Consider the following 24,822-nt stretch of genomic DNA (forward strand, 5'->3'; position numbering starts at 1 on the left):
AACGACGCCGTCTCCGACGTGAACCGGTCACCCGTCAACTGCATACCATCACCCGAGTCACCCGCGAAGCGAATGATCACCCGGTCCAGACGGCGAATTTCCTTCTCAGCGGCGCCCGGTCGATCTGACTGGGGGGCGCGTTGCTCCCCGACGACAGCCTCATTGGCCTCATCGGTCTTTCCGGCTGGGCTACTGACCTGGCTGGTCACTGAACTGGACCTCCCTCGGGGCGGCGGCTCGGGACCGGCCGGCCCGCCGGCGGTCCAGGCCCCACCCTACTTCTGTAAGGGTCGCCTTCCTTGGACCGATCATATGGTGGACGCGTTTTCGGGAAACGGATTCGTCACGCTTTGCCATATTTCTCGGACCCCCCAGCCATCGGATGAACGCTCTCGGCACTCATCCTTTCGTTCCAGGCCTGGGATTTCGCTCCACTGCCACTACATCGTCGGATCACTACGACTTGAGATAGGTGAGAACAGCCAGAACGCGCCGGTGATCTCCATCACTGGGTGACAGCCCCAGTTTCTGGAAGATGTTGCTGACGTGCTTCTCCACGGCACCGTCGCTGACCACCAGCTGTTTGGCCACCGCCGAATTCGTCCGCCCCTCCGCCATCAGGCCGAGGACCTCCCGCTCGCGCGGAGTGAGCCCCGCCAGCACGTCCTGCTTACGGCTCCGGCCCAGCAGCTGCGCCACCACCTCGGGGTCCAGCGCGGTCCCGCCCTGGGCCACCCGCACCACGGCGTCCACGAACTCCCTGACCTCGGCGACCCGGTCCTTCAGCAGGTAACCCACCCCCCGGCTGCTGCCGGCCAGCAGCTCGGTGGCGTACTGCTCCTCGACGTACTGCGAGAGGACCAGCACCCCGATGTCCGGGTACTCCTTGCGCAGCCGCACCGCGGCCCGCACCCCCTCGTCGGTGTGGGTCGGCGGCATCCGCACATCGGCGACCACCACATCGGGCAGCGCATCCAGCGCGGCGAGATCGCTCACGGTCTTGATCAGCGCCTCGGCATCCCCCACCCCCGCGACGACGTCGTGCCCGAGATCGGTCAGAAGCCGGGTGAGTCCCTCCCGAAGCAGTACCGAGTCCTCGGCGATGACAACCCGCACTCGTTCCTCCACGACGCTGTGTCCCCCACTGTCCATGTCCAACGTTTGATGGTGATCCGTGTGTACGCCGCCGTACGCGCCGTGCCCGCGACCGCAAGCATCCCAGGATCGGCGCCCCGACGGGCCGTACAAGCAGCTTTCGTCCGCCGCACGCCCAGCACAGCGCCCCGGGTCGCCTTCGAGGCGGCCGGGGCGCTGCGTGGAGGGGCTCGGTGCGTCGCGGGAAACTCTCAGCCCCGCCAGGGCAGCTCGGCCGTGACCGTCGTCGGGCCGCCGGCGGGGGAGTCCACGACGAGGATGCCGTCGACCGCGTCCAGCCGCTCGGTCAGACCCGCCAGACCGCTCCCCGACGTGAGATCGGCCCCGCCGCGCCCGTTGTCCGTCACCTGGAGCATCAGCCGGTCCGCGGCGCGCCACACATCGACCCCCGCACGGGTGGCCCGCGCATGCTTGCTGACGTTCTGGAGGAGCTCGGACACCGTGAAGTACGCGATGCCCTCGATGGCCTGGGCGGGCCGCGACTCCAGGTCCACCGAGACGTTCACGGGGACGGTGCAGCGGGAGGCGATGGCGGAGAGGGCCGCGTCCAGGCCGCGGTCGGTGAGGACGGCGGGGTGGATGCCGCGGGCGAGGTCGCGGAGTTCCTGGAGGGCGACCTTCACCTCGCCGTGGGCCTCGTCGACCATGCGGGCGGCTGCTTCGGGGTCGGCGGTCAGTTTCTCCTTGGCGAGGCCGAGGTCCATGGCGAGGGCGACGAGGCGGGCCTGGGCGCCGTCGTGGAGGTCGCGTTCGATGCGGCGCAGGTCCGCGGCGGCCGTGTCCACGACCACCCCGCGGTCCGACTCCAGCTCCGAGACCCGGGACGCCAGCCGCGAAGGGCCGAGCAGACCGCCGACCATCACCCGGTCCACGGACGCCAGCCCACGGATGATCCACGGCGTGACGAGGACGAGGACCAGACCGAGACCGCTGGTGACCGCCATCTCGAAGGCGGAGTCGAGGTAGACCCGATGGGTGCTGTCGCCGTACAGCTGGATGCCGTCGACGCCCGCGTACGCCGGGAAGACCCAGCGCCACAGCGGATAGGTGAACATGGCCCACCCGTACGTCCAGAACGTCACCGAGACGATGAAGGCGAACAGGGCCCACGGGAAGTGCAGCAGCGCGTAGAGCAGATGCCGCCAGGACACCCCGCTCTTCAGTACCGCGCCGACCCAGGACATCAGGCCGCCCGTCCTCCCCCGTACCGGCGCGGGATCGGCCACCTCCAGCTTCAGCAACCGGCGGGCCCGGACACGCTCCATCGCGCCGAAGCCGCGGCACATGACCAGGGCCGCGGCGAGAATCGGAATGCCGAGGAACGTGATCAGCATGCCCAGGCCGAGCGACGTCATCGTGATCGCGAAACTGAACAGCACCACGCTGATCGGCAGGCTCAGTACCAGATAGGCCAGCTCGCGCCACGTCCGCGCCTCGAAGGGCGCGCGCAGCGCCGCCGGGAAGAAGTGCTTCTCCGGGGGGTGGCCGCCCGATCCGGCACCGGGCCGGTCGTGGTCCCGTGTGGCCGGTCCGTATGCCGTGGCCATCAGTGGCGTCCGTCCGTTTCTTCTGGGCGGGAGCTTCCCGCGTGCCGGTACAACGGCTGTCATCTCAAGACTGCTGCGCCGAGGGGATCCGCACCATGAGGACGGTCTCCGTATCCGGCCGGGGGTTTTCCCCACCCCTCACACTCGCGGAACACCGTCAGACGGTCTTCGGCGCGGCGTCAGCACGGTCGCGCCAGGGCAGCTCCGCAGTGACCGTCGTGGGCCCGCCCTCCGGAGAGTCCAGCACGAACAGCCCGTCGACCGCGCCCAGCCGCTCCGCGAGCCCGGCCATGCCGGTGCCGCCGTCCAGCCGCGCACCGCCGACCCCGTCGTCCGTCACCTGGATCAGCAGCCGCTCCTGCGAGCGCCACACCTCGACGGACGCCGACCGGGCGCGGCTGTGCTTGCTGACGTTCTGGAGGAGCTCGGACACCGTGAAGTACGCGATGCCCTCGATGGCCTCCGCAGGCCGGCCGGGCAGCTCCACCGAGACGTTCACGGGGACGGTGCAGCGGGAGGCGATGGCGGAGAGGGCCGCGTCCAGGCCGCGGTCGGTGAGGACGGCGGGGTGGATGCCGCGGGCGAGGTCGCGGAGTTCCTGGAGGGCGACCTTCACCTCGCCGTGGGCCTCGTCGACCATGCGGGCGGCTGCTTCGGGGTCGGCGGTCAGTTTCTCCTTGGCGAGGCCGAGGTCCATGGCGAGGGCGACGAGGCGGGCCTGGGCGCCGTCGTGGAGGTCGCGTTCGATGCGGCGCAGGTCCGCGGCGGCCGTGTCCACGACCACCCCGCGGTCCGACTCCAGCTCGGCGATCCGGGCCTCCAGCTCGTCGGAGGGGGAGAGGAGCCCCCGCACCATCGCCCGGTCCGCGTTCGTCAGCCCCCGTGCGATGAAGGGAAGCACCGGCCAGAGCACGAACAGACTCACCAGCGCCACGGCGAACGTCGCCACACCCCACGGCAGCCGCATGAACGAGAACAGCAACGCCCGCCAGCCCACCGGGTCCTTCAGCCCCGACCACAGCCAGGAGAAGAAACCCTGCTCGCCGCGACTGCGCGCCATCGGACTCGGCTCGTCGATCCGCACCCCGAGCATCCCCCGCGCACGGCCCCGCTCCGCCCGGCCGAGCCCGCGCGCCCCCTGCAGCCCGAGGGCGAGCAACGGCAGACCGACCACGGTGACGGAAAGCCCCACGCCCACACCGATCAGGAACACGGTGTAGACGAATCCGGCAACGGCCATCGGAAGGTTGGCCAGGAGATACGCGATCTCCTTCCACGTCTGCCGGTCGAAGGCGAAGCGCGCGGGCGGCGGCCGGTCGTTGTCCGGCAGGGAGGGGCTCATGGTCATACGCCCAGCCTGCCGGGCGGAACCCGCGCACGCCATGGGGTTCGTGGGTGGGACGAAGTAGGGATAACCCCACCACTTGTCCGACGCGGCTGCTTACCCTCTCTTTAACAGGGCCTAGACTCCCGTGCGTACAGACGTCGGACAGCTGAGGGAGCGAGGGGCGGACGTGGCGGACGTGCCGGGACCGACCGTTCTCGCGTCGGACTACTTCCAGAGCTACTCAGTGGTCGGACTGCTCGCCCTGGTCGGCGTGCTGTTCGTCGCCGTCGCCTTCGGGGCCGGCCGACTGCTGAGGCCCGTGGTCCCGACGCCGGAGAAACTTCTCACCTACGAGTGCGGCGTGGACCCCGTGGGGGAGGGCTGGGCCCACACCCAGGTCCGCTACTACGTCTACGCCTTCCTGTACGTGATCTTCGCCGTCGACTCCATCTTCCTGTTCCCGTGGGCAACGGTGTTCGCGGCACCCGGATACGGTGCGACGACGCTGGTGGAAATGTTCATCTTCCTCGGTTTCCTGGCCGTAGGACTGCTCTACGCATGGAAGAAGGGCGTCCTCGAATGGGCGTGACGAGCCGGCCGAACCCAGAACCTCCCGTTCCGTTGCCCGATCCGACGCTGCTGCCCGAGCCGAAGAGGCTCGGTGTGCTGTCCCGGCTCGCGCCCGAACCGATGAAGGTGGTCCTCAACTGGGGCCGCCGCTACAGCCTCTGGGTCTTCAACTTCGGACTCGCCTGCTGCGCCATCGAGTTCATCGCCGCCTCCATGGCACGCCACGACTTCATCAGGCTCGGCGTGATCCCGTTCGCCCCCGGCCCGCGGCAGGCCGACCTCATGATCGTGTCCGGCACCGTGACGGACAAGATGGCCCCGGCGGTGAAGCGGCTCTACGAGCAGATGCCCGAACCGAAGTACGTCATCTCCTTCGGCGCCTGCTCCAACTGCGGCGGCCCCTACTGGGATTCGTACTCCGTGACGAAGGGCGTCGACCAGATCATCCCCGTCGACGTGTACGTACCCGGCTGCCCGCCCCGGCCCGAAGCCCTCCTCCAGGGCATTCTCAAGCTCCAGGAGAAGATCGCCCGCGAGTCGCTCGCCGAGCGGTACGCCACCGAGGACACCGCCCGCCCCTCGACCGCCGCGCTGCGCAGCGGTCTCGTCGCCGCCCCGAAGACACCGGGGGAGGAGCAGAAGTGACCGCCGCGGACACGTACGACCGGCTGCCGGACGCCGTCACCGACATCTTCGGCGAGGACGCCACGGCTGCGTACGCGTACGACCTGCTGACCGTCGACGTTCCCGCCTCCTCCTGGATCGCCGCCCTCGAAACGGCCCGCGACGAACTGGGCTGCGGCTACTTCGACTGGCTGAGCGCGGTCGACGAGCCGGGCACCGGCTTCCTCGTCTGCGCCCACGTCGCCGCTCCGAGCAGCGGTCGGGTCCGGCGCCTGCTGGTCCGTACGACCGTCCCGCACGAGGCCCCCGCGCTGCCCAGCGCGATCGACGTGTACGCGGGCGCGGCCTGGCACGAGCGCGAGACGTACGAGATGTTCGGCGTCCGCTTCGAGGACCACCCGCATCTGGTTCCGCTGCTGCTGCCCGAGGGCTTCGAAGGCCACCCGCTGCGGAAGGACTTCGTCCTGGCCGCCCGGGTCGCCAAGGCCTGGCCGGGCGCGAAGGAGCCGGGCGAGTCCGAACACGGCGGACCCAAGCGGCGCACGATGCTGCCGCCGGGCGTCCCCGACCCCAACGAGTGGGGCCCGCTCAAGGGCCAACTCCCGCCTGCCCCGGCCCGTCCGGCCAGGGGCGCCCGGGCGGCGGGCGACCGTCCTGTACGCCGGGCCCGCACCGCGAGCGAAGGCTCGGCGGCGCAGCGCCCTGCGGCGCCGGATGCCACGGCGCCGGACGCCACGGCGGGTGCCACAGCGCCGGATGCCACGGCGACCCCGCAGGCTGCGGCGTCGCGTCGGAGCCGCAGCGTCTCCCAGGGCTCGGCGAGCCAGTCCGCGGAGCCTGCCGCGCCGACCACCGAGCCCTCGCCTCCGGCGGCCGCGGGTGGGGAGGCCGCACCGCCTTCCGATGCCGCGCAGGCCCCGGCACCGCCGCAGGCCACCGAGGCGGGCGCGGCACCCGCACCGGCTGACGCCGGCCCCGCGGGCACCGAGCCGACGAGTACCCGTGCGCCCCGTGCTGTCCGCAGCACGGACGCACCCTGGCACCACGCACGCCCCGCCTTCGACGACGTCCCCTCCGGCGGCGCGACGGACTCACCCGAACCCGGCGCTACTGCGCCGGACGCCGGCCCCGCTCCGGAGGCTGCGCCGGACCAGGCCGCGGGGGCCGGGACCACCGGGGCCGAGGCGGCCGAGCCCGAGGCGGCCGAGCCCGAGGCCGGAGTCACCGAGCCCGAGCCCCAGCCCGAGCCCGGAGCCTCAGCGCTCGAGGCGGAGGGGGAATCCGGTGAGCGGCCCGAGCCGCCTTCGGCACCCGCTCCCGCGCCGCAGGGCGAATCCGGCGCTGGCTCCGAGCCCGAGTCGAGCCCCGAGCCTGGATCGAGCCCCGAGGCTGGGTCGAGCCCTGAGCCCGAGCCGGGTCCCGAGGCCGAGCGAGGCCCCGACCCCCAGTCAGACCCCAGAACAGACCGTCCCGCCGGAGGCGATACCGCGTGAACGACGTACTCGACGTCGCCCTCCGGCTCGTCATCGTCTTCGCCGTGTTCATGGTCGTCCCGCTCGTCGTGGGACAGGCCGAGCACAAGGTGATGGCCCATATGCAGGGCCGGCTCGGCCCGATGTACGCGGGCGGGTTCCACGGCTGGGCCCAGCTCGTCGCGGACGGCGTGAAGTTCGCGCAGAAGGAGGACGTGGTCCCGGCCGAGGCCGACCGCCGCGTCTTCCAGCTCGCCCCCGCCGTAGCCCTCCTCCCGTACCTCCTCGTGCTCGTCGCCATCCCGATCGGGCCCAGCGAGGGCGCGGTCGGCCAGGTCGTCGACGCGGGCATCTTCTTCGTGCTCGCCGTCATGGGCATCGGCGTACTCGGCTCACTCATGGCGGGCTGGGCCTCGGCCAACAAGTTCTCGCTCCTCGGCGGCCTCCGCACCGCCGCGCAGCTCCTCGCGTACGAACTGCCGATGCTGCTCGCCGCCGCCTCGGTGGCCATGGCTGCCGGCACCGTCTCGCTCCCCGGCATCCTGAACGCCTTCGAGTGGTGGTGGCTGCCCTGGCAGATCGTCGGGGCCCTGGTCTTCTTCGTGGCCGGACTCGCCGAACTCCAGCGTCCGCCGTTCGACATGCCGGTCGCCGACTCCGAGATCATCTTCGGTGCCTACACCGAGTACACGGGCCTGCGCTTCGCCCTGTTCCTGCTCGCCGAGTACGCCGGAATCGTCGTCCTGTGCGGTCTGACGACCGTCCTCTTCCTCGGCGGCTGGCACGGTCCGCTCGGTGCCGACGGGCTCGGCTGGCTCTGGACCCTGCTCAAGGTGGCAGTCCTCGCCTTCGTCGTCATCTGGCTCCGCGTCACCTATCCCCGTCTGCGCGAGGACCAGCTGCAGAAGCTCGCCTGGACCACGCTCATCCCCCTCGCTCTCGCGCAGATCGCGCTCACCGGCATCGTGAAGGTGGCGATCAACTAGTGCCTCCGATCCCCGGCTCAGGCCTGGCCAAGGGTCTCGCCGTCACCCTGCGGACCATGACGAAGCGCACGGTCACCGCCCAGTACCCGGACGTCCAGCCGGAACTGCCGCCCCGTACCCGCGGCGTGATCGGGCTGTTCGAGGAGAACTGCACCGTCTGCATGCTCTGCGCACGCGAGTGCCCCGACTGGTGCATCTACATCGACTCCCACAAGGAGACCGTGCCCGCTGCCGCCCCCGGTGGCCGCGAGCGCAGCCGTAACGTCCTCGACCGGTTCGCGATCGACTTCGCCCTCTGCATGTACTGCGGTATCTGCATCGAGGTGTGTCCTTTCGACGCACTCTTCTGGTCTCCGGAGTTCGAGTACGCCGAGACGGACATCCACGAACTCACCCACGAGCGCGACAAGCTCCGCGAATGGATGTGGACCGTGCCCGAGCCGCCCGCGCTCGACCCGGGAGCAGAGGAGCCGAAGGAGATCGCGGCCGCCCGCAAGACGGCGGAGAAGCTCCAGGCAGCCCAGGAAGCGGAACAGGCCGTCGCCGACCGGGCCACGGGACAGGACGCGCAGCCGGACGCGGAACAGAACGCGGCACCGGACGTCGAGCAGGGGGGACAGGCGTGACCCTCGCAGCGGCCGCCGGTCACCCCGGCTTCCTCTCCCCGACCGGCGTCGAGATCGCGTTCCTCCTCGTAGGACTCGCCACCTTCGGCGCGGCGCTCATCACCGTCACCACCAAGCAGCTCGTGCACGCCGCCCTCTGGCTCGTCGTGGCGCTCGGCGGTCTGGCCGTCGAGTACCTCCTGCTCACGGCCGAGTTCATCGCCTGGGTGCAGGTTCTGATCTACGTCGGCTCCATCGTCGTCCTCCTCCTGTTCGGGCTGATGCTCACCCGGGCCCCCATCGGCCACTCCCCGGATGCCGACTCGGGCAACCGATGGGTCGCCCTCGGTGTGGCCGTGGCCTCGGCAGCAGCCCTCGTCTGGGTCGTCGTGGACGCCTTCCGTACGACGTGGATCGACCTGGACGGACCGGCCCAGGGCTCCACGAAGGCGTCCGGCGAGTTCCTCTTCCGGCACTGGGTGCTGCCCTTCGAAGCGCTCTCCGTCCTCCTGCTCGCCGCCCTCGTCGGCGCGATCGTCCTGTCCCGCAAGGACCGAGAGGACAAGAGCTGATGCACCTCGCCTATCCCGCCGTGCTCGCCGTCCTCCTCTTCTGCACCGGGCTCTACGGAGTCCTCGCCCGCCGCAACGCGATCCTCGTACTGATGTCCGTCGAGCTGATGCTCAACGCCGTCAACCTCAACCTGGTCGCCTTCGACGTCTGGCTCCGGGACGCGCTCCACTCCGGCCAGGCCCTCACCCTCTTCACCATCGCCATCGCCGCAGCCGAGATCGGTATCGGCCTGGCGATCGTGCTGGCCGTCTACCGCAACCGGGGCAGCTCGGACGTCGACCGCCTCCGCGACACCGCGGAGACCGACGAGGCCGAGACACTCCCGGGCGACGAGGACACCGACGACGCCGCCCACGGCACCGCAACCCCGGCCACTGCTCCGGCAGGGAAGGCAAAGAAGGCAGAGGCCACCGCGTGACCACCACGACCCTCGCCGTCCTCGTCCCCCTCCTCCCGTTCCTGGGTGCTGCCGCCGGGCTCCTCCTCGGCAGGACCGGCTTCGCACGGCCCCTCGCCGTACTGCCGACGCTCGCCGCAGGCGTCATCGCCGTCGCCGTCGCCGTACGCCAGGGCGGCGGCCCGGCCATCACCGCCGCGACCGAACTCACCCCCACGGGCTCGGTCCCCATCGACCTCGCCCTGTACCTCGACGGCTTCGCCGTCCTCGTGGCCGTCCTCGTCGCCCTCGTCGCCACCTGTGTGCAGATCTACTCGACGGCCTATCTGCGCGACGATGCCCGCTACCCCTCCTACGCGGCCCTCGTCTCCCTCTTCACCTCCGCGATGCTGCTCGTCGTCTACTCCGGCGACCTGATGGTGCTCCTGGTCGGCTGGGAGATCATGGGCATCTGCTCGTACTTCCTGGTCGGCCACTACTGGGAGACGCCCGAAGCCCGCGCCGCCTCCCTCAAGGCCTTCCTCGTCACCAAGCTCGGCGACGTCCCCTTCCTCATCGGCCTGTTCGCACTCGCCGCGGACACCGGCACCTTCCGCATCACCGGCATCCTCGGCGCCGTCGCCAACGGCGGACTCGACCACCCCACCCTCATCGCCCTGCTGCTCCTCGCGGGCGTCGCGGGCAAGTCCGCGCAGTTCCCCCTGCACACCTGGCTGCCCGACGCGATGGCCGGCCCCACTCCGGTCTCCGCGCTCATCCACGCCGCGACGATGGTCGCCGCCGGTATCTACTTCGTGGCCCGGCTCCTCCCCGTCTTCGCCGAATCCGGCGCCGCCCTCGTCGTCCTCGCCGTGATGGCCGCCGTCACGATGATCGGCTCCGGGCTCGCCGCTCTGGCCCAGGACGACATCAAACGCGTTCTCGCCTACTCGACCATCGGGCAGCTCGGCTACATGTCCGGGGCCCTGGCCGTCGGCGACCGGGGTGCCGCCGTCTTCCACCTCATTTCGCACGGTGCGTTCAAAGCGGTCCTCTTCCTCGCCGCAGGCGTCGTCATCCACGCCGCGGGAACCAACTCACTGGCGGCCATGTCCCGCATGGGGGGCCTGACCAAGCGCATCCCCGACGCCTACTGGACGATGACCGTCGCCCTCCTCGCGCTCGCCGCCATCCCCCCGTTCGCCGGCTTCTTCTCCAAGGAAGCCGTACTCGTCGCCGCCGAGCACACCGCCCTCGGCGACCGTGACGTGGCGCCCGCTGCCGCAGGCTGGACGATCCTCGTCGCCGGGCTCCTCGCCGCCGTCCTTACCGCCGCCTACGCCACCCGCCTGTGGCTCCTCGCCTTCCGCGGACGCGGCACCGAGGTCCCCGACCACGGCAAGCAGCCCGTCGCGATGACCTCCGTGCTCTGGGTCCTCGCCGTCCCCACGATCGCCTTCGGCCTCACCGTGGGCGTCATCGCCGACTGGTTCGACGGACACAGCCTCACCCCGTCCCTCGTGACCGCCGTGCTCTCCACCGGGGTCGGCCTCGTCGGCGGCCTCGTCACCTACGGGGCCTGGCGCCACACCACGGCGATGGCCGACCGTCCCCCGGTCGGCGCGGTCGCCGCCCACCCCGACGCGGAACCCGCCCTGGTGGAGGTCGAGGCGATGACCTCGCACACCGCCGCCTACGGCACCATCGCGGACGCCCCCGACCCCTCGGACCCCGGCCGCCTCCTGCTCGGCCCACTCCACCGGCACGCTGTCACCGGCTTCCACCTCGACGCCCTGTACTCGAGGCTCTTTGTCCGCCCCGTCCAGGAAGCCGCCCGCCTCGTCCGCTTCCTGGACCGCGAGGTCGTCGACACGTACGTGCGCGCTTCGGGCAGCCTCGCCCGCGGGCTCGGCACCGTGGTCCGCCGCGCCCAGACCGGCAACGTGCAGACCTACCTCGGCGCGCTGCTCGCCGGATCCCTTGTCCTGGCGATCGCCGCCGTCGTCTTTGCCAACGTCAACGCCGGGGCGTGAACCGTGATCGATATCAGCGCATCCGTGATGCAGTTCCTTCTGGCGTTCATCGTCGTCGGCCCGCTCGTCGGCGCCGTCGCCGCGCTCCTGCCCGCCCCGCCCGGGCTCAAGGGCAGGAACCCCGACCAGGCCGTGCTCCGCCACGGCGTGACGGTGACCGGCGCCGTCCTCGTCGCCGCACTCGTCCTGGCCGCGGGCTTCGACCATGACCATCCGTCGAAGATGCAGGCCACCACGGACATCAGCTGGATCCCGGCACTCGACGTCCGGATCCACCTCGGCACCGACGGCATCTCGCTCCCCCTCCTCGTACTGACCGCGCTGCTGACCTTCCTCTGCGCGCTCTACAGCTACTTCAAGCTCCCCGCGGGCCCCTCCCCGAAGGCTTTCGTCGCTCTCGTCCTCGTCCTCGAGTCCGGCACCCTCGCGACCTTCGCCGTCCTCGACCTGCTGCTGTTCTTCCTGGCCTTCGAGATGGTCCTCATCCCGATGTACTTCCTCATCGCCCGCTGGGGCGGCGACCGGAAGCAGCCCGCCGCCTGGAAGTTCATCCTCTACACGCTGCTCGGCTCCGTACTCATGCTGCTGGGGCTGCTCCTCATCGGACTGAAGAGCGGCACCTTCGACATGGTGGCACTCGCCTCTGACAACGGCCGCGGCCTCACCGCGTCCGTGCAGGTCATCGCCGTACTCGCGATCGGTGTCGGCCTCGCGGTGAAGACCCCGATGTGGCCGCTGCACAGCTGGCTCCCCGACGCCCACACCGCGGCGCCGACCGTCGGATCCGTACTCCTCGCCGGCGTCATGCTGAAGATGGGAACGTACGGCTTCGTCCGGATCCTGCTCCCCATCACGCCCGACGGGATGCAGACCTTCGCGCCCTACCTCGCCGCGTTCGCCGTCGTCGGAATCATTTACGGATCCCTCGCCTGCCTCGCCCTCGCCCGCCCCGGCGCCAAGGGCGACCTCAAGCGGCTCATCGCCTACTCCTCCGTGGGCCACATGGGCTTCGTACTCCTCGGCATCGCGACCATGACCCCCACCGGCGTCAACGGCGCGCTCTTCGCGAACATCGCCCACGGCCTGATCACCGGCCTGCTGTTCTTCCTCGTCGGTGCCGTCAAGGACCGGTACGGCACAGCGGACCTCGACACGCTCGCGGGAGCCACCGGAGCCGCTCTCTACGGCCGGGCCCCCCGTCTCGGCGGCCTTCTCGCCTTCGCGGCGATCGCCTCGCTCGGCCTCCCCGGCCTCGCCGGATTCTGGGGCGAGATGCTCACCCTCTTCGGCGCCTTCGACCCCGCCGAGGGCCTCAGCCGCCCCGCCTTCCTCACCTTCATGTCCATCGGCGCCTTCGGCACCCTGCTGACGGCCGCGTACATGCTCATCGTCGTACGCCGCGTCTGCATGGGCGGGACGCCCGAAACGGGTGAGGACCGCGAGGAGCAGCGCCCGGTGGCCGACATCCAGAGCTACGAATTCGCCGCCTGGACCCCGCTCGCCGCCCTCACCGTCCTTGCCGGACTCTGGCCCGCCGTCCTCCTCGGCCTCACCGACCCGGCCGTGCAGAAGCTCCTCGCAGGAGGCAAGTCGTGACCGTGGCAGCCGACAGCGCAACCGGGGCGGCAAGCCTCGTCCAGTCCGTCGACTGGCTCGCGATCGCACCGCCCGTCATCGCCGCCGCGGTGGCCCTCGCCGTCCTCGTCGCCGACCTCTTCGTCAGCGAGCGACGCAAGCCGCTCCTCGGCTACGGCGCCGTCGCCGGACTCGTGGCCGCGCTCGCCCTCCTCATCCCGCTCCGCGCCGGAGATCGCTCCACCTTCTGCCTCACCGGCGGAACCCAGGCCTGCAGCTACACCGCCGACCACTTCGCCCTCGTCATCCAGGCCCTCGTACTCGGCGGCGCCCTGCTCACCGCGCTGCTCTCGATCGGCGACACCCGCAAGCTGCCGGCAGGCGAGTTCTGGTTCCTGCTGCTGTCCTCCGCGGCGGGCGCCGCGCTCCTGCCCGCGGCGCGCGACCTCGCCACCCTCGTCGTCGCCCTCGAAGTCGCCTCGCTCCCCGCTTTCGCCCTCGTCGGCATCAAGCACGGCGACCGGCGCTCCTCCGAAGCCGCGCTGAAGTTCTTCCTGTCCTCCGTCGTCGCCACCGCCGTGATGCTTCTCGGCGTCAGCTTCGTCTACGCGACCACCGGCAGCCTGCACCTCACGGAGATCGCCGACCGCCTCGACGACGTACCCGGCCAGTTCGACACCCTCGCCAAAGCGGGCGTCGTCCTCACCCTCGTGGGCTTCGCCTTCAAGACGGCTGCCGCACCCTTCCACTTCTGGGTACCCGACACCTACGTCGGAGCCCCCCTCCCGATCGCCGCGTACCTCTCGGTCGTCGGCAAGGCGGTCGGCTTCTCCGGCCTCATCCTCGTCACCGTGATCGGCTTCCCGTCCTACGCCGACGTGTGGGGACCCGCCCTCGCCGTGCTCGCCGCCCTCACGATGACCGTCGGCAACGTCGCCGCACTCCGGCAGACCGCGACCCGGGCCCGCAGCGCCGTGCGCCTCCTCGCCTGGTCGTCCGTCGGACAGGCGGGCTACCTGCTCGTCCCGATCGCCGCCGCCGCGTACTCCAGCGACGAACAGATCGGCTCCACCGTCGCGTACGCCCTCATGTACGCCGTCGTGAACCTCGGCGCATTCGCCGTCGCCGCTCTCGTCGCCCGCACCCATCCCGGCAACCGCCTCAGCGACTACCGCGGCCTCTACGCCACCCGGCCCCTCGCCGCGCTCGCCATGGGGTTCTTCCTCCTCTGCCTGGCCGGCCTGCCCCCGGGGATCATCGGCCTCTTCGCCAAGGTCACCGTCTTCTCCTCGGCCGTGGACGCCGGGCTGGGCTGGCTCGCCGTCGTCATGGCCGTCAACGTCGTGATCGCGCTCTACTACTACCTCCAGTGGACCGCGGCACTCTTCCGCGCACCGGAGACAGCACCCGGTGACGAGCAGGCCGCCACCCCCCGCGCCCATCCCGTCCCCACCCCCCTCACGCTCGCGATCGCCCTCACCGCAGTGACCGGCATCGCCCTCTCGGGGGCACCCCAGCTCGTCCTCCGCTTTGCCGCGGTCAGCCTCTTCTGACCCACGCAAGATCGGTTTGCCCGGGGAGCCCCGGACAGGGCATGGTCTTGGCTGCAAACGCCACGAAAAGAGCAAAGAGGAGCCAAAGCGGTGCTGAACGGGTTCAAGGACTTCATCCTGCGCGGGAACGTCATCTCCATGGCCATCGGCCTCGCCGTCGGAGCCGCGTTCACCGCCGTGGTCACGGGCTTCAGCAACGCTTTCATCTTGCCGCTCATCGGGCTCTTCACCCGCGGAACCGGTGACTTCAGCAAGGCGGTGTTCACCGTCGAAGGCACGGAGTTCCCCTACGGCCTCTTCATCAGCGCCGCCATCGCCTTCCTCATCACCGCCGCAGTCCTCTACTTCCTCGTCGTCGTCCCCATGGCCAAGGTCCAGAACCGCTTCACGGCCAAGGCGGTGGAAGCGAAAGCCGACATCAAGGCCGCCCTCCGCGACTGTCCCCGCTGCTTCACCGAGATCCCCGCCGTCGCGAGCCGCTGCGCCCACTGCACGAGCGACGTCGAGCCGGACTCCGAGGCACGCGCACTCGCCGGCCTCCCCGCACAGCGCTGACCCGCGCCGAGCCCTCCGCAAGGCAGGGCAGCAGCGGAAGCACAGTGGCAGCACTTCGGCAACCCGCCGGGCCGCCACCACCCGTACGGCCCAGGGGCGGATCCACCAGGATCCGCCCCTTCGGCCTGTGCCTGTGGCCCCACGCACAAGGGAACTAGCTTTCCTCGCCTCGCGTTGACCAGTACGGGAGGCTCCACTGGGGAGTGGAGCACCACCGAGCAAGGGTTCCCCTGCTGCACCACTTGGAGGGCGTACCGTGCACCGCCGGCACAACGGGCTGAAGACCGCCGTACTCCTCGGGGGCCTGTCCGCACTCATCATCGTCATCGGCAGCCTCTTCGGACGCATCGGTCTGATCGTGGCGCTCCTCGTCGCGCTCGCCACCAACGCCTACGCGTACTGGAACAGCGACAAGCTGGCGCTGCGGGCGATGCGTGCCCGGCCCGTCAGCGAGTTCGAAGCACCGCAGCTGTACCGCACGGTCCGTGAGCTCTCGACCGCCGCCCGGCAGCCCATGCCCCGGCTCTACATCTCCCCGACCCAGGCACCCAACGCCTTCGCCACCGGCCGCAACCCGCGCAACGCCGCGGTCTGCTGCACCGAGGGCATCCTCCAGATCCTCGACGAACGCGAGCTGCGCGGCGTCCTCGGCCACGAACTCAGCCACGTCTACAACCGCGACATCCTCATCTCGTCGGTCGCGGGCGCCCTGGCCTCCGTCGTCATGTTCCTGGTCAACTTCGCGTGGCTGATCCCCGTGGGCCGGTCCAACGACGACGAAGGCCCCGGCATCGTCGGCATGCTCCTGATCATGATCCTCGGCCCGCTCGCCGCCACCGTCATCCAGCTCGCCGTGAGCCGCTCCCGTGAATACGAGGCGGACGCCTCCGGAGCCCAGCTCACCGGCGACCCACTGGCCCTCGCCAGCGCCCTGCGCAAGCTCGACGCCGGCACCAAACAGCTTCCGCTGCCGCCCGAACCCAGGATCGAAACGGCGAGTCACATGATGATCGCGAACCCGTTCCGACCCGGCCAGGGCACGTCCAAGATGTTCTCCACCCACCCGCCCATGGCGGAACGCATCGCCCGACTCGAGCAGATGGCAGGTTATCGACCGTGAACACAATCCTGAACGTCATATGGCTGGTCCTGTGCGGCTTCTGGATGTTCCTCGGCTACATCGCCGCAGGACTCCTGCTCTGCATCACGATCATCGGCATCCCCTTCGGCCTGGCCGCGTTCCGCATCGGCATCTACGCCCTCTGGCCCTTCGGCTACACCGTCGTCGACCGCCACGACGCCGGAGGCGGCTCGATGATCGGGAACGTCCTCTGGGTCGTTCTGGCCGGCTGGTGGCTCGCGCTCGGCCACATCTTCACCGGCATCGCCCTGTGCATCACGCTCATCGGCATTCCCCTGGGCATCGCGAACTTCAAGCTCATCCCGGTGTCCCTGATGCCCTTCGGCAAGGAGATCGTCCGTACCGACCAGCCCTTCGCCTCGAGGTAGCCCGACGCCCCGAGCCGCAACCGCACCCACCCCACATCCGTCCTGGCTTGTACGACGATGTGACGGGTAGGTTCGCGAACATGAGCATCATCAGTTGGATCATCCTCGGGCTCCTGGCCGGCGCCATAGCCAAGCTCCTGCTCCCCGGCCGGGACCCCGGCGGCATCATCGGCACCACCCTCATAGGGATCGTGGGTGCGTTCCTCGGCGGCTGGCTCTCCTCCCGCTTCCTGGACCGCCCCATCAGCACGGACTTCTACGACACCGCGACATGGATCGCCGCCGTCGCCGGGTCCCTCGTGCTGCTCATCGCCTACCGGCTGCTGTTCGGCAACTCGCGCGACCGCCGCTGAGCTACGTCGCCTGCCGCTCGCCCAACCCGGTCTCGCGCAACGTCAGATTGAGCCGGCCGGCCCGCATCCCCGACGCGGGACCGGCCGACCGCTCGAACACCCGCGGCACCCCGTGGAACGCGTAGCGCGACGGGCCACCGAACACGAACAGGTCACCCGAGACCAGCTCCACATCCGTATAGGGACGCCCCCGGTCCTCCGTGTTCCCGAAGCGGAACACACACGAATCGCCGAGACTCAGCGACACCACAGGAGCGTCGGACCGCTCCTCCCTGTCCTGATGCATCCCCATGCTTGCCGCGCCGTCATAGAAATTGACCAACGCCGCATCCGGCGCGTACGCCAGGGCCCGCCCCGCATCCCCGTACGCCTCCGCCACGGCCGCCCGCCCCAACTCCACCAGCCACCGCGGGAACGCCGCGACCCGCGCCCCGTTCACGTCGTCCGCCGTACGCGCGTACCGGTACGGCTGCCAGTGCCACCCCAGGCACACCGTCCGCACCGACATCACGCCACCACCAGGCAGCACCGTGCGCCGCAACGGCACGGGCCCCCGCGCCCACTCCCGGCACGCCGCCACCAACTCCCGCTGCCGCTCGGGCGACAACCACCCCGGAACATGCACCGCCCCCGGAGCTACCTCCCTGCGCGGCCTCGGGAACAGTCCGTCCTGCGACGGCGGAACACCGTCCGGCACCACCCGGCCCGCCGCCCTCAGCGCCCCACCGCCAGGGCACCCTCCAGCCCCAGCAGCTGTTCCTTGCGCTCCACACCGCCCGCATAGCCCCGCAAGGCCCCGTCCGCACCGATCACCCGGTGACACGGCCGCACGACCAGCAGCGGATTGCGCCCGATGGCCGTCCCGACGGCCCGCACCCCGGCCCCCGCGGACCCCACCTGCTCCGCGATCTGCCCGTACGACACCGTCACCCCGTACGGAATGGCATCCAGGGCCTTCCACACCCGCCGCTGGAACTCCGTACCGGCACCGTCCGCGTACGGAATGTCGAACCGGGTCAGCCGCCCCTCGAAGTAGGCCGCCAACTGCCCGGCGGCACCACCGAACAGCTCCGGCGCATGCCGCCATCCGTCCTCCACGACCGCGGCACCTTTCTGGCCGGGCAGGGACAGCGACACCAGCGCCACACCGTCCGCCGTACCGGCCCGCTCCTCGCCGACCAGCAGCAGCTCACCCAACGGGCTGCCGACCCTCGCGTACACCGTTGCCATGTCTCGTCACACTCCCTGCCCGGCGGACCGCGGAAGCGGCCCGATCACATCCCGTACCCACGAGTCTGCGACCCGCGCCGCTCCACGACCGGCGGTATTCGGACATCACATACGACGGCGGGGCGACCCGCACCGACCGGCACGACCCGCCCCGCACGTGAACCGCGGCACACAGCCGCGAACCGCCTACCGGTAGTTGGCGAACTGCACCGCGAAGTCGAGGTCCTTGCCCTTGATCAGCGCCTGCACGGTCTGCAGGTCGTCCCGGCTCTTCGAGCTGACCCGCAGCTCGTCGCCCTGGACGAGCGCCTTGACGCCCTTCGGACCCTCATCGCGGATGATCTTCGCCACCTTCTTGGCGTTCTCCTGGGAGATGCCTTCCTCGATGGTGGCGAAGATCTTGTACTCCTTGCCGGAGAGCTGAGGCTCTCCCGCGTCCAGCGACTTCAGCGAGATTCCGCGCTTGATCAGCTTGGACTGGAAGATGTCGAGGATCGCCTTGACCCGCTCCTCGCCGTTCGCCTCCATCAGGATCTTCTCGCCGGACCACGAGATCGAGGCACCCGTGCCCTTGAAGTCGTAACGCTGGGAGATCTCCTTGGCGGCCTGATTGAGGGCGTTGTCGACCTCCTGCCGCTCGACCTTCGAGACGATGTCGAAACTGGAGTCGGCCATGACGTGTGGCTCCTTGCGTCGTATGCGGTGGGTACGGCACAAAGCCTAGCCACCCCCGCACGCCGCGAGCACTGATCAATCAGGTGGCGGAGCACCCCTGGTCATCGGGTATCGTTTACGTCGTCGCCAAGGAGCCCCGAGACGGGCTCCGACGCGTCGTTCCAGGCGGTGTGCCCGAGTGGCCAAAGGGAGCAGACTGTAAATCTGCCGGCTCAGCCTACCCAGGTTCGAACCCTGGCGCCGCCACAGGACGGGAAACCCCGTCCGACCTGCTTAAACACCAGGTCGGGCGGGGTTTCTGCATGTGGGCAAGGCAAGTGGGCCGCGTCGACCGGCCGTCTGCCCGCCGTTGCGTCTTCTGCGCACCTGGTACTCGACCGGAGTGAGGCTGAATCCGCCGGACGTTTCCTGTGTCAGCCCTCCAGGGGCCCGGGTGAGGAGCAACGGCAGGTGGGAGGGGTCAGATACCGCCCTCGCTGACGTCGACGGTTCGCTGACGTGCACCTGTCCGGAGCCGACACAGGATGCAGTCAGTTGTCGAACCAGACGACCAGGCGGACCCCCTCGTCGCCGTGCAGACTCGCCAGCGTCCGCATGACCGACCAGACGGCACCCCATTCGCTGTCGGGCACGGCGTCCTTCCGCCGTAGGCGGCCGATGCGGAAGAGCCGGTCGCCGTCCGGCCACTCGGTGTTCTCGGGGTAGACGCTGCCCGCGGAGTACAGCTGCCGGGCCTCGGTGAGGCCGGAGAGTTCGGCGAAGCGGGTGAGGCCGGAGTTGCGTCCGTGCATCTTCCAGCTCCCGTCAGGGTTCCGGCGGTACTCGTGAACGCAGCCGTCGACCTCGTGCGCGACCTCGTCCCAGTCGGCGGCTGTCAGCTCCGCCCAGGAGATCCAGGACTCGCTGTGCAGCTCATCACTCCAGGGCTCGAAGTCGGCGAGGACCTCTTTCGATACGTCATGAGGGAGGCCTCGGTCATCGGCAAGTGGGCGGAACGAGGTGGTGTCGCGGACACCGAACAGCGACCCGAAGGCAACATAGTCGCGCCCGTTGTAGAGGTGCGAGAGGTCGATGACCTGGTTCCACGCGCGATCGTCCTCGTCCAGCCAGCGATCCCAGCGGCACTCGATGAAGCCGTGAATGTCTGTCCCCATGCCCGGCATTGTCTTCCGTCGGCATGAGGCGGGCGACGCATTTCCGGCTCCTGGCCGACCGAGCACGCAGCGGTTACTCGCCGACCAGTTTGAGCCGGTACCTGTCGGTCAGTTCGGCGACCCACTCGTCCGAGAACTCGAGCCCGTACCGTTTGCCCAGCTCGGCGCGTAGTTGGAGGAACTCTGCGGGACCGGCCGCGGTATCGGCGATCGTGCCCATCTCGGCGAAGAACTGCTCAAAGCCTGCGGGTGAGAGGATTTCCAGGATCCTGGCCGGTTCCGGTCCGGCGTTCCAGAAGGTGTGCAGGATCCCGCGCGGCTTGAGGATGTACGAGCCCGGACCTGCCGTGGCCTCCTGGCCGCCCACCCGTGCACCGACCCGCCCCTGCAGGACGTAGGAGAACTCGTCCTCACGGCTGTGCAGATGCGGCGGTACGAGACGGCCCGGATCGATCGGATGCTCGATGATCGAGAACTGGTTGCCGGTCTCCTCGGCCGAAATCCTGAAGTCGACCCCGATGCCCCCGAGCCGGATCGACTTGCCCTCGTCCGGTTGGACTACAAAGCGGAGAGCCTTCACAACGGCCTCCCGAATGTCGCTTCTACGGTCTTTACCACTCTATTCCGGTCTCACGTCCCGGTCATCGGTACAGACTCGCGACGGTCGCTGTTCGCGCGCCCGTCCGATCTGCTCGACCACAGGTCGGGCGGGGCTTCTGCACGTGTGCCAATGTGACAACGGGGTGTGCCGGAGGGAGGCACTGTGGTCGGCGCGCATCGGATCGAGCCGGCGGCCGTGGGGGAGTCCGCGCCGCAACGCGTCTGGTACGCCTCCTACGGCTCCAACATGCATCTGGACCGGCTCGCCTGCTACATCGAGGGCGGTCGGCCTCCCGGGGCCGGCAGGGCGTATCCGGGGTGTCGAGACCGCCGGCTGCCCAGTCGATCCGTTCCCGTGGAGCTGGCGGGAGCCCTCTACTTCGCTACCGAGTCGCAGGTCTGGGGTGGCGGACGGGCCTTCTACGACCCGGAAGGCGAAGGGCGACTCCACGCCCGCGCCCACCTCGTCTCCGCGTCGCAGTTCGCGGACATCGCCGCCCAGGAGATGTACAGGGAACCGGGGGAGGACCTGGACCTCAGCGAGGTGCTCACCGCAGGCGTGGCCAGGATCGGGAGCGGGAGGTACGAGACGTTGATCTGCGCGGGCCGGCTGGAGGGCCTTCCGGTACTGACCTTCACGGCCCCGTGGAGCGCCGACGACGTGGCCCCGGTGCCACCGTCCCGCGACTATGTGCGCTTCCTCGTCTCCGGTCTGCTGGAAGCGGGCGCCTGGGACACGGCAACGGTGGCTGCCTACGTCGCCTCGTCGCGAGGGGCAGCAGGCCACTGGTCCGAGCGCGCGATCCGGGAACTGATGGAGTGATGAGGCGACAGGGCGGCCTCGTTCACGAGCAGGGCGGCCTCGTTCGCGAGGGGAGAGGACGTCAATCCAGGGTTTCGGCCGGCTTGGTCAGCGGCCCGCCCGCGTCACCGGTGTTCAGAACCCCTGCCGGTTCGATCAACAGGATGGCTGTCTCCTCCTCGGCCACCGGGCAGTGCTCGACCCCGCGCGGCACCACGAACAGATCGCCCGGCCCCAGCACGACGTCGTCGGTCTCCCTGAGCCGGATGGTGAGGCGCCCGCCGACGACGAGGAACATCTCGTCGGTCTCCTCGTGGCTGTGCCAGACGAACTCCCCTTTCAGTTTGGCGAGTTTGACCTCGTAGTCGTTCAGGTCAGCGATCTTCTTCTGTGTCCACAGGTCGCTGAACAGTGAGAGTTTGTGCGCCAGGTTGATGGCCCCGGTCGGCCGGTTCGTGTCGGTCATGCCACGAGCGTGCCCTGCGGGATGCGGCCGGTCTTGTACGTTCCTGGCATGAGCAGCGCCACGGCGAGCCGGCGGGCCGAGACCCGGATCAGTGCCTGGCGTCCTGCGGTCGCCGGGATCACCGAGGTCTTCCACGCCAGCTTCACCGACCACGCCTACCCGGTGCACACCCACGACACGTGGGACCTGATGATCCTCGACGAAGGCTGCGTGGACTTCGCCGTCGATCGCAGGCGGCACGGCGCCGCCGGGTCCGGTTCCGTCATCCTGCTGCCGCCCGGAGTGCCCCACGACGGCAGGACGGTCAACGCCTCGGGGTTTCGCAAGCGGGTGCTGTACCTCGATGCCCAGGTGCTGCCCATCGGTCTCGCCGGGGCCGCGGTGGATGTCCCGGTCCATGCGGACGCGGCGCTGCACCGGCGCCTCCACCGCTTGCACAATGCACTTGATGCCGCAGGTGACGTGTTCGAGGCCGAGTCCCGGCTGGCCTTCGTCCGCGAACGCCTTCTGTCCCACCTCGGGGCATCACCACGGGCAGGGACGCCCGGCCGTGAGGCGGGGCGGCTCGCCGCCGCCCTGCGCGAACTCCTGGACTCCCGCCTCCGTACGGGGGTGACCCTCGATGAGGCGGCCGTGCTCCTGCACGCCCACCCCACCCACCTGATCCGCTGCTTCCGGCAGGCGTACGGGCTGCCGCCGCACACCTACCTCACCGGGCGGCGGGTGGAGCGGGCGCGGCGGCTGCTGCTTGCCGGACAACGGCTCGCGGACGTCTCCGCGGCCGTCGGATTCCATGACCAGGCACACCTGAACCGGCACTTCGGACGTCACCTGGGTGTTCCACCCGGGCGCTACGTCGCAGGACGCGGCCGCGACCGGTGATGCCCCGGCCGACACGGGTGCACGTGCCGTGACGCGGCCGGACGATGCGGGACGGGACCGGCGATCAGTTCCCGGCGATGTCCTTCACCGCGACCGTCAACGGCACGCCCCCGGAGATCAGTTCCAGGGTCAGCCCCGCGGTCGCGGGCGTGTCCAGCAGCTCCAGCAGAGCCGCTGCCACATCGTCACGCGGGACCGGGCCGCGGCCCGTCGAGGCGGTGAGCAGCACCTGTCCGGTACCCGCGTCGTTCGTCAGCATGCCGGGGCGCAGGATCGTCCAGTCGAGTGCGGCCCTGGAACGTACGTCGGCGTCCGCGGCGCCCTTGGCGCGCAGGTAGACGTCGAACACCTCGTTGCCGGGGTGGTCGGGGTCGGCGCCCATGGAGGAGACGACGACGTAGCGGCGTACTCCCGCCCGTTCCGCGGCGTCCGCGAAGAGCACCGCCGCACCGCGGTCCACCGAGTCCTTGCGTTCGCTGCCGCTGTTCGGGCCGGCACCGGCGGCGAAGACCACCGCGTCCGCCCCGCGCAGGACCTCCGCGGTCTCTTCGACGGAGGCCGATTCGAGGTCGAGGACCACGGGTTCGGCCCCTGCGGCCCGGAGGTCGTCGATCTGTTTCGGATTGCGGATGACGCCCACCGCTTCGTCCCCGCGCGCAGCGAGCAGCCGCTCCAGCCGCAGCGCGATCTGACCGTGTCCGCCTGCAATGACAATGCGCATGCTCACGACCGTACGCCGGAGCGCGCGTTCGCGCTCAAGGTCCGCCGCCGGGGCCGGAATCGATGCGCCCCTGGCGAGGGAGGCCGAGGGGGGTGGTCTCGGAGTCGCAGTACTCGCGGACCGCGCTGGTCCGCGCGACAACGCGCCCTCGGTGCACCACGATCCGGCTGTACGCGAGGGAGAGCACCCCGGAGAGCCGTTCTCCGCGTACGGCGAGCAGTTCGGCCGGGTAGCCGGCTTCGATCCGCACGCCCGGCAGGCCCATGGCCGCCCGGGCGGCGGTGGAGACGGCGTCGTACGCGTGCTCGGCGCTCAGGCCGTTCTGCGAGGCGAGGAGATAGGCGGCCTCCAGGGGGTCACCGCGGCCGACGGGGTTCGTGGCGTCCCGCAGGGCCCCGCTGCCCGCGGCGACACGTACCCCGGCGGAGCGCAGCAGGGGTACAGGAGGGGTTCCACGGTGTGCGGCGCCCGAGCAGGTGCCCTGGGGGAGGCAGACCACCGTCACGCCGGTCGCGGCGAGCCGGTCGGCGGTGCGGGCCGCGGCTTCGACGGGGAGCCGGGAGAGGGCCGCGCAGGGGCCGATGGTGACGCCCGGGCGCAGTCCCTGGGCCATGGCGGCGAGGCGGGCCAGCCGGTCGGGGTCGTCGGCGTCGGTGTGGAGGTCGACGGGTCGGTCGTGTGCGGAGGCGAGGTCCAGGACCGTTTCGGTGTAGCCGTCCGGGTCGGGGTCCAGGCCTGGGCGGCCACCGATGACGCCTGCGCCCATGTCCATGGCGTCGCGGAGCACGGCGAGGTTGTCGGCGCCCGCGGTGCCCGTGAGGAGCCCGGGTACGGCGACGGCGACGATCTCGGTGAGTCCCCGCAGGGAGCGGCGGGCTCGGAGGACGGCTTCGAGGGGCGCGAGACCGTGTCCGTCCCCGATGCGTACGTGGCTGCGCAGGGCGGTGGCGCCCTGGCTGAGCTGGATCAGGGCGGCTTCGGTGGTGCGGCGCCGGATGTCCTCGACGGGGTGCGGTGGGTGGCCGGGGCTGTCGGCGGTGAGTGCCGTGTCGCTGTGTGCGTGGGGTTCGGCCGGGGCGGGGAGCAGGAGGTAGCCGCGCAGGTCCAGGCGCGTTCCGTGGGCGGTGAGGGTGCCTGCCGCGGACACGGCTTCGATGTGGCGCCCACGGATCCTCACGTCCACTGTGCGCCCGTCGGTGAGCCGGGCGCCGCTGAGGAGCAGCGCGGCTGCGCCGGGGGTGGCTCCGGGGCCCGCCGCGTCGCTGTCCGGCCGGTGCGGCTCACTGTGGGGCATCGCACTCCAGGGGGAGACAAGATCACGCAGAGTGGGCCGAGCCTATGGGGGTGCGCGGTGCGCTTCGAGGAGGAGCCGAATAGTCGTACCGCTGTGGCTCGGCGGCGCGCGCGGGGCGGGTGGGTTCACGCGGGCCGCAGGCCGGTGCGAGGCGGTGACGCAGCCCCCGGACCGTTGCCGGTCAA

General features: G+C 70.3%; 27 protein-coding genes, 1 tRNA gene and 1 pseudogene. 17 read left to right on the forward strand and 12 right to left on the reverse strand.

Annotated features, from left to right (window positions below; translation table 11 throughout):
• The 4 genes and pseudogenes from ABZS61_RS27180 to ABZS61_RS27195 all read right to left on the reverse strand — a co-directional run.
• A pseudogene (locus ABZS61_RS27180) lies at positions 1–209 on the reverse strand (2-oxoglutarate ferredoxin oxidoreductase subunit alpha); the annotation flags it as partial.
• 247 nt (positions 210–456) lie between these two features.
• The gene (locus tag ABZS61_RS27185; protein ID WP_356426986.1) at positions 457–1,116 is read right to left on the reverse strand and encodes a response regulator transcription factor; all 660 of its coding nucleotides are present in this window, start codon (positions 1,114–1,116) and stop codon (positions 457–459) included.
• A gap of 230 nt (positions 1,117–1,346) precedes the next feature.
• Positions 1,347–2,702 carry a sensor domain-containing protein gene (locus tag ABZS61_RS27190; protein WP_356426585.1) on the reverse strand — a complete coding sequence of 452 codons (1,356 nt, stop codon included), beginning with the start codon at positions 2,700–2,702 and terminating at the stop codon, positions 1,347–1,349.
• 157 nt (positions 2,703–2,859) lie between these two features.
• Positions 2,860–4,050, reverse strand: a complete 1,191-nt coding sequence (locus ABZS61_RS27195; RefSeq protein WP_356426588.1) for a sensor domain-containing protein — start codon at positions 4,048–4,050, stop codon at positions 2,860–2,862.
• 166 nt (positions 4,051–4,216) lie between these two features.
• Between ABZS61_RS27195 and ABZS61_RS27200 the strand changes: the two genes are divergently transcribed.
• The 14 genes from ABZS61_RS27200 to ABZS61_RS27265 all read left to right on the forward strand — a co-directional run bounded on the left by ABZS61_RS27200 (position 4,217) and on the right by ABZS61_RS27265 (position 16,813).
• Positions 4,217–4,618, forward strand: a complete 402-nt coding sequence (locus ABZS61_RS27200; protein ID WP_053930253.1) for an NADH-quinone oxidoreductase subunit A — start codon at positions 4,217–4,219, stop codon at positions 4,616–4,618.
• A complete protein-coding gene (locus ABZS61_RS27205) occupies positions 4,609–5,244 on the forward strand; it encodes an NADH-quinone oxidoreductase subunit B family protein (protein WP_351175785.1) in 636 nt (211 codons plus the stop codon). The genes ABZS61_RS27200 and ABZS61_RS27205 overlap by 10 nt, the downstream gene beginning before the upstream one ends.
• Positions 5,241–6,716, forward strand: coding sequence for an NADH-quinone oxidoreductase subunit C (locus ABZS61_RS27210; protein ID WP_356426592.1), 1,476 nt, complete (start codon positions 5,241–5,243; stop codon positions 6,714–6,716). Before ABZS61_RS27205 ends, ABZS61_RS27210 begins: the two co-directional genes overlap by 4 nt.
• A complete protein-coding gene (locus tag ABZS61_RS27215; RefSeq protein ID WP_356426595.1) occupies positions 6,713–7,681 on the forward strand; it encodes a complex I subunit 1 family protein in 969 nt (322 codons plus the stop codon). The genes ABZS61_RS27210 and ABZS61_RS27215 overlap by 4 nt, the downstream gene beginning before the upstream one ends.
• A complete protein-coding gene (locus ABZS61_RS27220) occupies positions 7,681–8,307 on the forward strand; it encodes an NADH-quinone oxidoreductase subunit I (RefSeq protein WP_356426600.1) in 627 nt (208 codons plus the stop codon). Before ABZS61_RS27215 ends, ABZS61_RS27220 begins: the two co-directional genes overlap by 1 nt.
• Positions 8,304–8,858 carry an NADH-quinone oxidoreductase subunit J gene (locus tag ABZS61_RS27225; RefSeq protein WP_356426603.1) on the forward strand — a complete coding sequence of 185 codons (555 nt, stop codon included), beginning with the start codon at positions 8,304–8,306 and terminating at the stop codon, positions 8,856–8,858. Before ABZS61_RS27220 ends, ABZS61_RS27225 begins: the two co-directional genes overlap by 4 nt.
• On the forward strand, positions 8,858–9,277 hold the full coding sequence (nuoK, locus tag ABZS61_RS27230) for an NADH-quinone oxidoreductase subunit NuoK (protein ID WP_356426607.1): 420 nt from the start codon (positions 8,858–8,860) through the stop codon (positions 9,275–9,277). Before ABZS61_RS27225 ends, nuoK begins: the two co-directional genes overlap by 1 nt.
• Positions 9,274–11,268 (forward strand): NADH-quinone oxidoreductase subunit L, encoded by a 1,995-nt coding sequence (locus ABZS61_RS27235; RefSeq protein ID WP_356426610.1) that lies wholly within the window; start codon positions 9,274–9,276, stop codon positions 11,266–11,268. Before nuoK ends, ABZS61_RS27235 begins: the two co-directional genes overlap by 4 nt.
• A 27-nt stretch (positions 11,269–11,295) precedes the next feature.
• Entirely contained in the window at positions 11,296–12,864 is a 1,569-nt protein-coding gene (locus tag ABZS61_RS27240) for an NADH-quinone oxidoreductase subunit M (RefSeq protein ID WP_356426990.1), read from the forward strand.
• Complete coding sequence (locus ABZS61_RS27245; protein ID WP_356426613.1) at positions 12,861–14,396, forward strand: NADH-quinone oxidoreductase subunit N; 1,536 nt, start codon at positions 12,861–12,863, stop codon at positions 14,394–14,396. The genes ABZS61_RS27240 and ABZS61_RS27245 overlap by 4 nt, the downstream gene beginning before the upstream one ends.
• Before the next feature lie 90 nt (positions 14,397–14,486).
• Positions 14,487–14,951 (forward strand): large conductance mechanosensitive channel protein MscL, encoded by a 465-nt coding sequence (gene mscL, locus ABZS61_RS27250; RefSeq protein ID WP_356426616.1) that lies wholly within the window; start codon positions 14,487–14,489, stop codon positions 14,949–14,951.
• 256 nt (positions 14,952–15,207) lie between these two features.
• Complete coding sequence (gene htpX, locus ABZS61_RS27255) at positions 15,208–16,071, forward strand: zinc metalloprotease HtpX (protein ID WP_356426620.1); 864 nt, start codon at positions 15,208–15,210, stop codon at positions 16,069–16,071.
• A complete protein-coding gene (locus tag ABZS61_RS27260; protein WP_356426623.1) occupies positions 16,068–16,460 on the forward strand; it encodes a YccF domain-containing protein in 393 nt (130 codons plus the stop codon). Before htpX ends, ABZS61_RS27260 begins: the two co-directional genes overlap by 4 nt.
• Before the next feature lie 80 nt (positions 16,461–16,540).
• A complete protein-coding gene (locus ABZS61_RS27265; protein WP_351175765.1) occupies positions 16,541–16,813 on the forward strand; it encodes a GlsB/YeaQ/YmgE family stress response membrane protein in 273 nt (90 codons plus the stop codon).
• A 1-nt stretch (position 16,814) separates the two neighbouring features.
• Here the strand turns inward: ABZS61_RS27265 and ABZS61_RS27270 are convergent, their stop codons facing one another.
• From ABZS61_RS27270 to ABZS61_RS27280, 3 genes are all read right to left on the reverse strand, one after another.
• Positions 16,815–17,513 carry an alpha-ketoglutarate-dependent dioxygenase AlkB gene (locus tag ABZS61_RS27270; RefSeq protein ID WP_356426628.1) on the reverse strand — a complete coding sequence of 233 codons (699 nt, stop codon included), beginning with the start codon at positions 17,511–17,513 and terminating at the stop codon, positions 16,815–16,817.
• Positions 17,514–17,527: 14 nt separating this feature from the next.
• Positions 17,528–18,043, reverse strand: coding sequence for a methylated-DNA--[protein]-cysteine S-methyltransferase (locus tag ABZS61_RS27275; RefSeq protein ID WP_356426631.1), 516 nt, complete (start codon positions 18,041–18,043; stop codon positions 17,528–17,530).
• 186 nt (positions 18,044–18,229) lie between these two features.
• Entirely contained in the window at positions 18,230–18,718 is a 489-nt protein-coding gene (locus ABZS61_RS27280; protein ID WP_056796691.1) for a YajQ family cyclic di-GMP-binding protein, read from the reverse strand.
• A 164-nt stretch (positions 18,719–18,882) separates the two neighbouring features.
• On the opposite strand from ABZS61_RS27280, the gene ABZS61_RS27285 reads away from it, so the two are divergent.
• Positions 18,883–18,964 (forward strand) — tRNA-Tyr (locus ABZS61_RS27285).
• Between the two features lie 284 nt (positions 18,965–19,248).
• Here ABZS61_RS27285 and ABZS61_RS27290 read toward each other — a convergent pair.
• Both ABZS61_RS27290 and ABZS61_RS27295 read right to left on the reverse strand, forming a co-directional pair.
• The gene (locus ABZS61_RS27290) at positions 19,249–19,872 is read right to left on the reverse strand and encodes a hypothetical protein (protein ID WP_356426635.1); all 624 of its coding nucleotides are present in this window, start codon (positions 19,870–19,872) and stop codon (positions 19,249–19,251) included.
• 73 nt (positions 19,873–19,945) lie between these two features.
• Positions 19,946–20,452: a cupin domain-containing protein gene (locus tag ABZS61_RS27295; protein ID WP_356426638.1), complete on the reverse strand. Its 507-nt coding sequence runs from the start codon at positions 20,450–20,452 to the stop codon at positions 19,946–19,948.
• Positions 20,453–20,719: 267 nt separating this feature from the next.
• Between ABZS61_RS27295 and ABZS61_RS27300 the strand changes: the two genes are divergently transcribed.
• Positions 20,720–21,295, forward strand: coding sequence for a histone deacetylase (locus ABZS61_RS27300; protein ID WP_356426993.1), 576 nt, complete (start codon positions 20,720–20,722; stop codon positions 21,293–21,295).
• A 61-nt stretch (positions 21,296–21,356) separates the two neighbouring features.
• Here ABZS61_RS27300 and ABZS61_RS27305 read toward each other — a convergent pair whose 3' ends face one another.
• Positions 21,357–21,740, reverse strand: coding sequence for a cupin domain-containing protein (locus ABZS61_RS27305; RefSeq protein WP_356426640.1), 384 nt, complete (start codon positions 21,738–21,740; stop codon positions 21,357–21,359).
• Positions 21,741–21,788: 48 nt separating this feature from the next.
• Between ABZS61_RS27305 and ABZS61_RS27310 the strand changes: the two genes are divergently transcribed.
• A complete protein-coding gene (locus ABZS61_RS27310; RefSeq protein ID WP_356426643.1) occupies positions 21,789–22,622 on the forward strand; it encodes an AraC family transcriptional regulator in 834 nt (277 codons plus the stop codon).
• A gap of 64 nt (positions 22,623–22,686) precedes the next feature.
• On the opposite strand, the gene ABZS61_RS27315 is transcribed toward ABZS61_RS27310, so the two are convergent.
• Entirely contained in the window at positions 22,687–23,343 is a 657-nt protein-coding gene (locus ABZS61_RS27315; protein ID WP_356426646.1) for an SDR family oxidoreductase, read from the reverse strand.
• 34 nt (positions 23,344–23,377) lie between these two features.
• A complete protein-coding gene (locus ABZS61_RS27320) occupies positions 23,378–24,637 on the reverse strand; it encodes a hydrolase (RefSeq protein WP_356426649.1) in 1,260 nt (419 codons plus the stop codon).
• Positions 24,638–24,822: the final 185 nt, after the last annotated feature.

The sequence above is a fragment of the Streptomyces sp. NPDC005566 genome (assembly GCF_040605575.1).
GTDB lineage: Bacteria > Actinomycetota > Actinomycetes > Streptomycetales > Streptomycetaceae > Streptomyces.

Coding starts and splice junctions, on each gene's coding strand:
- ABZS61_RS27190 (WP_356426585.1), bottom strand. CDS start 2,702: ATGGCCACGGCATACGGACCGGCCACACGGGACCACGACCGGCCCGGT.
- ABZS61_RS27195 (WP_356426588.1), bottom strand. CDS start 4,050: ATGACCATGAGCCCCTCCCTGCCGGACAACGACCGGCCGCCGCCCGCG.
- ABZS61_RS27205 (WP_351175785.1), top strand. CDS start 4,609: ATGGGCGTGACGAGCCGGCCGAACCCAGAACCTCCCGTTCCGTTGCCC.
- nuoK (WP_356426607.1), top strand. CDS start 8,858: ATGCACCTCGCCTATCCCGCCGTGCTCGCCGTCCTCCTCTTCTGCACC.
- ABZS61_RS27240 (WP_356426990.1), top strand. CDS start 11,296: ATGCAGTTCCTTCTGGCGTTCATCGTCGTCGGCCCGCTCGTCGGCGCC.
- ABZS61_RS27265 (WP_351175765.1), top strand. CDS start 16,541: ATGAGCATCATCAGTTGGATCATCCTCGGGCTCCTGGCCGGCGCCATA.
- ABZS61_RS27275 (WP_356426631.1), bottom strand. CDS start 18,043: ATGGCAACGGTGTACGCGAGGGTCGGCAGCCCGTTGGGTGAGCTGCTG.
- ABZS61_RS27280 (WP_056796691.1), bottom strand. CDS start 18,718: ATGGCCGACTCCAGTTTCGACATCGTCTCGAAGGTCGAGCGGCAGGAG.
- ABZS61_RS27290 (WP_356426635.1), bottom strand. CDS start 19,872: ATGGGGACAGACATTCACGGCTTCATCGAGTGCCGCTGGGATCGCTGG.
- ABZS61_RS27300 (WP_356426993.1), top strand. CDS start 20,720: ATGCATCTGGACCGGCTCGCCTGCTACATCGAGGGCGGTCGGCCTCCC.
- ABZS61_RS27305 (WP_356426640.1), bottom strand. CDS start 21,740: ATGACCGACACGAACCGGCCGACCGGGGCCATCAACCTGGCGCACAAA.
- ABZS61_RS27310 (WP_356426643.1), top strand. CDS start 21,789: ATGAGCAGCGCCACGGCGAGCCGGCGGGCCGAGACCCGGATCAGTGCC.
- ABZS61_RS27315 (WP_356426646.1), bottom strand. CDS start 23,343: ATGCGCATTGTCATTGCAGGCGGACACGGTCAGATCGCGCTGCGGCTG.
- ABZS61_RS27320 (WP_356426649.1), bottom strand. CDS start 24,637: ATGCCCCACAGTGAGCCGCACCGGCCGGACAGCGACGCGGCGGGCCCC.